The sequence below is a fragment of the Sphingomonas sp. genome (genome assembly GCF_048594985.1).
Classification (GTDB): domain Bacteria; phylum Pseudomonadota; class Alphaproteobacteria; order Sphingomonadales; family Sphingomonadaceae; genus Sphingomonas_I.
Genome location: NZ_JBMDXG010000288.1, coordinates 1 through 4,095, shown reverse-complemented (window position 1 = coordinate 4,095; position 4,095 = coordinate 1). Strand labels below are relative to the sequence as shown.

Below are 4,095 nucleotides of genomic sequence, written 5' to 3'. Positions count from 1 at the left end.
CAGCACGACCTTGCGCTTCGACCGGCCAAGATCGCGGACATGCGCGACCACCGCCTCATAGACATTGGCGTTCTGCGTCCGCTCCGGCGTGAAATCGCGCGGGCCGTCGACGCCGAAATCGATCACCCGATCGCTCTCGGGCTCGTGATAGGGCGTGGTCAGGTGGATCGGACGATCGGCGACGAACCCGCGCCATTCCCTGCTCATCACATAGAGTTCGGACGGCGCGAGCGGGCGATAGCTGCCGGGATCGGACTTCAGCGCCCGTTCGCGGTTGGCATAATAATCCTCGACCGATTCGAACCGCGCGTCGGCCGCGCCGTCGGCGCCCGCATCGCGCACGATCAGGTCATCGGGAGAGAGATGGTCGAACAGGGTCGCCAGCCGCTCCTCGATCAGCGGCAGCCAATGCTCCATGCCGGCGAGGCGCCGTCCTTCGGACACGGCCTGGTACAGCGGATCGCCGGTCGCGGTCGCCCCGAACTTCTCGCGATAGCGGCTGCGGAAGCGCTTGATCCCCTCGGCATCGAGCAACGCCTCGGACGCGGGCAGCAGGGTGAAGCCGTCGACCCGCGCGGTCGTGCGCTGATCCTCCGGATCGAATTGGCGGACGGTCTCGATCTCGTCGCCGAAGAAATCGAGCCGCAGCGCCAGGCTCTCGCCCGCCGGAAACAGGTCGACCAGCCCGCCGCGCACGGCATATTCGCCCGCTTCGTGGACCGTATCGGCGCGGACATAGCCGTTGGCCTGAAGCAGTTCGGCAAGCGCGTCGCGGTCGATCCGCTCGCCGGGCGCGAGCGTGGCGGAAAGCTGGCGGACGCGGAACGGCGTCAGCGTGCGCTGGGTCGCGGCATTGACGGTGGTGACCAGAAGCTGGGGTCCGCCCTTACCGCGCTGGAGCGCATGGAGCGCGCCAAGCCGCTCGGACGAGGCCCGCAACGAGGGCGAGGCGCGGTCATAGGCCAGCACGTCCCACGCCGGATACGTCACGACCTCGATCTCGGGCGCGAAATAGCGCGCATTGTCCGCGAGCGCGCGCATTGCCGCCTCGTCGGGCGCGATGAACACCGCGCGTCCCTTCGCCGCGCGGGCGAGGTCGGCCATCAACCACGGCAGGAAGCCCGCCGGCGCACCCGCCAGCGTCAGTTGCTCGGAGGCTTTGAGGATTCGTTGAAGGTCCGGCATGCACTCTGATCATCGTCGCCCTGCGGAGGCAGGGGCATATCGTCCTCACCGTGGCCATTCCGCTTGAGGGGAGCGGACATGGGCCCCTGCCTCCGCAGGGCCGACGGCTGTTCCGGTCGTCACTTCTCGACGGGCACGTAATCCAGCACGCGCATCCGATCCATCATCGGCCCCTGCCAGCGCGCCGGCACCGGGATCGTTCCGATCGCCCAGCCCATGATGTCGACATCCTGCTCCTCCAACAGCGTCTCGAACCAGTCGAGCTGGGGATCGTCCCATTCGCCGTGGAAGCGATCGAAGAAGCCGCCGAGCATCAGGTCGGCCTCCTTCGTGCCACGATGCCAGGCGCGGAAATACAGGCGCTTGAGACGGGTTTCGCGGTCCATGAGGCTCCATAGGCATTGGCCGGCGGCGCGCGCGGCGCTGTCGGCACGAAAATCCGGGTTGGCCGTGCGCACCAAACCCGTCGAGCGGCCGGTCGTCACGGAAAACGGACGGGGCTTCGACAAGCTCGACCCGAACGGGCTAAGGCTATGGTCATCTAGTGATGCGACCCGACATTCTCAATCCGCTGTTCGCCGAGGTGGAGGCGTTGAAGGGCGTGGGCCCCGGGCTCGCCAAGCCGCTCGGCCGGCTTGGGCTTGCGAAGGCGGTCGACCTGCTCTTCCATCTTCCCACCGGCTGGATCGATCGCAAGGCGGTAGATGCGCTCGACGAGGCGGATGTCGGACGCGTCCTGACGGTCGAAGTCACCCCGACCGAATATCGCATGGGCGGCAGCGCGCGCGCGCCGTCGCGCGTGGTCGCGCAGGATCGGGCCGGCAACGCCGTGAGCCTCGTCTTCTTCGGCGGAAGCTCGGGCTGGGCGAAGAAGCAGCTTCCGCTGGGCGAAGCGAAGGCGGTGTCGGGCAAGCTCGACCGCTATGACCAGTGGCTCCAGATCGTGCATCCCGAGGTGATGGCGCCCGAGGAGGCGGCGGCCTTGCCGGCGCGCGAGGCGGTCTATGCCCTGTCGGAAGGGCTCAGCAACAAGCGGCTGGCGGCGCTCGTCGCGCAGGCGCTGGCACGTGCGCCCGAACTGCCCGAATGGATCGAACCCGGCCTGCTGGCGAAGCAGGGCTGGCCGGCCTGGCGCGCGGCGCTGGCCCGGCTCCACGCCGATCCGGCCGATGCGAAGGCGCGCGCGCGGCTCGCTTATGACGAATTGTTCGCCAACCAGCTCGCGCTGATGCTCGTGCGCGCGTCCGCCCGCGCGCGGCGCGGCGTGCCGCTGGCCGGGGACGGACGGCTGCGCGACGCGCTCCGGCTGCCCTATCGGCTGACCGGCGCGCAGGCGCGCGCCATCGCCGAGATCGAGGGCGACTTGGCGCAATCGTCGCCGATGCTCCGCCTGCTTCAGGGCGATGTCGGCGCGGGCAAGACTTTGGTCGCGCTGATGGCGATGCTGATCGCGGTCGAGGGCGGCGCGCAGGCGGCGATGCTCGCGCCGACCGAGATCCTCGCGCGGCAGCATTTCGAGAATCTGACGCGGCTCACCGCCGGGCTGCCGCTCACGATCGCGGTGCTCACCGGGCGCGACAAGGGACGTGCGCGCGAATCGACGCTGATGGGGCTCGCCGACGGATCGATCGACATCCTGGTCGGCACGCACGCCATCTTTCAGGAGGCGGTGTCCTACCGCCGGCTCGGGCTGGCGGTGGTGGACGAGCAGCATCGCTTCGGCGTGGCGGAGCGGATGCTGCTGACGCAGAAAGCGGAGCGGCCGCCGCACCTGCTGGCGATGACCGCGACACCGATCCCGCGCACGCTGACGCTCAGCCAATATGGCGAAATGGATTCGTCGCGTCTCGACGAGCTGCCCCCGGGGCGGCAGCCGATCGAGACGCGCGTCATCGCCGACGACCGTCTGGCCGAGGTAGTGGAGGGGGTCGGGCGGCACCTGGCCGGGGGACAACAGGCGTACTGGGTCTGTCCGCTGGTCGAGGAAAGCGAGACGAGCGACCTCGCGGCGGCGGAGGAACGCGCCGAGGCGCTGCGCCGACGCTTCGGTGACATGGTCGGGCTCGTCCACGGGCGGATGAAGGGCCCCGAGAAGGATGCGGTCATGGCCGCCTTCCTGCGCGGCGACCTCCGCCTGCTCGTCGCGACCACGGTGATCGAGGTAGGCGTGGACGTGCCCAACGCCACGCTGATGGTGATCGAGCATGCCGACCGCTTCGGCCTGGCGCAGCTTCATCAGTTGCGCGGGCGGGTGGGACGGGGCAGCGCCAAGTCGATCTGCCTGCTGCTCCGGACGGCCGGCCAGCTCGGCGAGACGGCGCGGGCCCGGCTGGCGCTGCTGCGCGAGACCAATGACGGCTTCCGCATCGCCGAGGAGGACCTGCGCCTGCGCGGGGCGGGGGAAATATTGGGCACGCGCCAGTCGGGCGAGGCCGCCTTCCGACTCGCCTCGCCGGAGATGATGGCCGAGCTGATCGCGACCGCCAACCAGGATGCACGCCTTCTCGTCGATCGCGACGGCGGGCTCGCCGGGCCGAGGGGGCAGGCGGCGCGGATCGCTCTTTATCTGTTCGAACGCGACGCGGCGGTGGCGCTGATCCGATCGGGATGAGCGGGCGCACCAATCAAGCTACCAAAGGACGCCCTTGACCGGTTGCAACGGCGCAGGCGCGGGATCGCCGATCGCCTGGAGCAGGTCGATCTCTACCGTGCGGCACATCGCGGCAAGCGGGAGATCGTGCACGGTGTTGGCGAAGGGATCGACTAGATCGTCCCCGATGCGATGCACCGCGAGGAACATGATCCCCGCGAGCGTCGATCCCACCGGCGTCGCCCAGCCGAGCGATTCGACGAGGCCGATCGGCAGCAGGATGCAGAACAGCCGCATGAACAGTTCGGGGAAGAAGCGGT

At 69.2% G+C, this 4,095-nt stretch carries 3 protein-coding genes and 1 pseudogene; 1 reads left to right on the top strand and 3 read right to left on the bottom strand.

What is annotated here, in order from left to right:
- Both ACOJSF_RS11615 and ACOJSF_RS11610 read right to left on the bottom strand, forming a co-directional pair.
- Positions 1-1,185 (bottom strand): annotated as a pseudogene (locus ACOJSF_RS11615) (transcription-repair coupling factor); the annotation flags it as partial.
- A 119-nt stretch (positions 1,186-1,304) separates the two neighbouring features.
- Complete coding sequence (locus ACOJSF_RS11610) at positions 1,305-1,571, bottom strand: succinate dehydrogenase assembly factor 2 (protein ID WP_420142359.1); 267 nt, start codon at positions 1,569-1,571, stop codon at positions 1,305-1,307.
- 161 nt (positions 1,572-1,732) lie between these two features.
- Here ACOJSF_RS11610 and recG point away from each other — a divergent pair, with 161 nt between their 5' ends.
- Positions 1,733-3,796, top strand: coding sequence for an ATP-dependent DNA helicase RecG (gene recG, locus ACOJSF_RS11605; RefSeq protein WP_420142358.1), 2,064 nt, complete (start codon positions 1,733-1,735; stop codon positions 3,794-3,796).
- An 18-nt stretch (positions 3,797-3,814) separates the two neighbouring features.
- On the opposite strand, the gene ACOJSF_RS11600 is transcribed toward recG, so the two are convergent.
- On the bottom strand, positions 3,815-4,095 hold a 281-nt coding region (locus tag ACOJSF_RS11600), incomplete at its 5' end, for a bestrophin family ion channel (protein WP_420142357.1).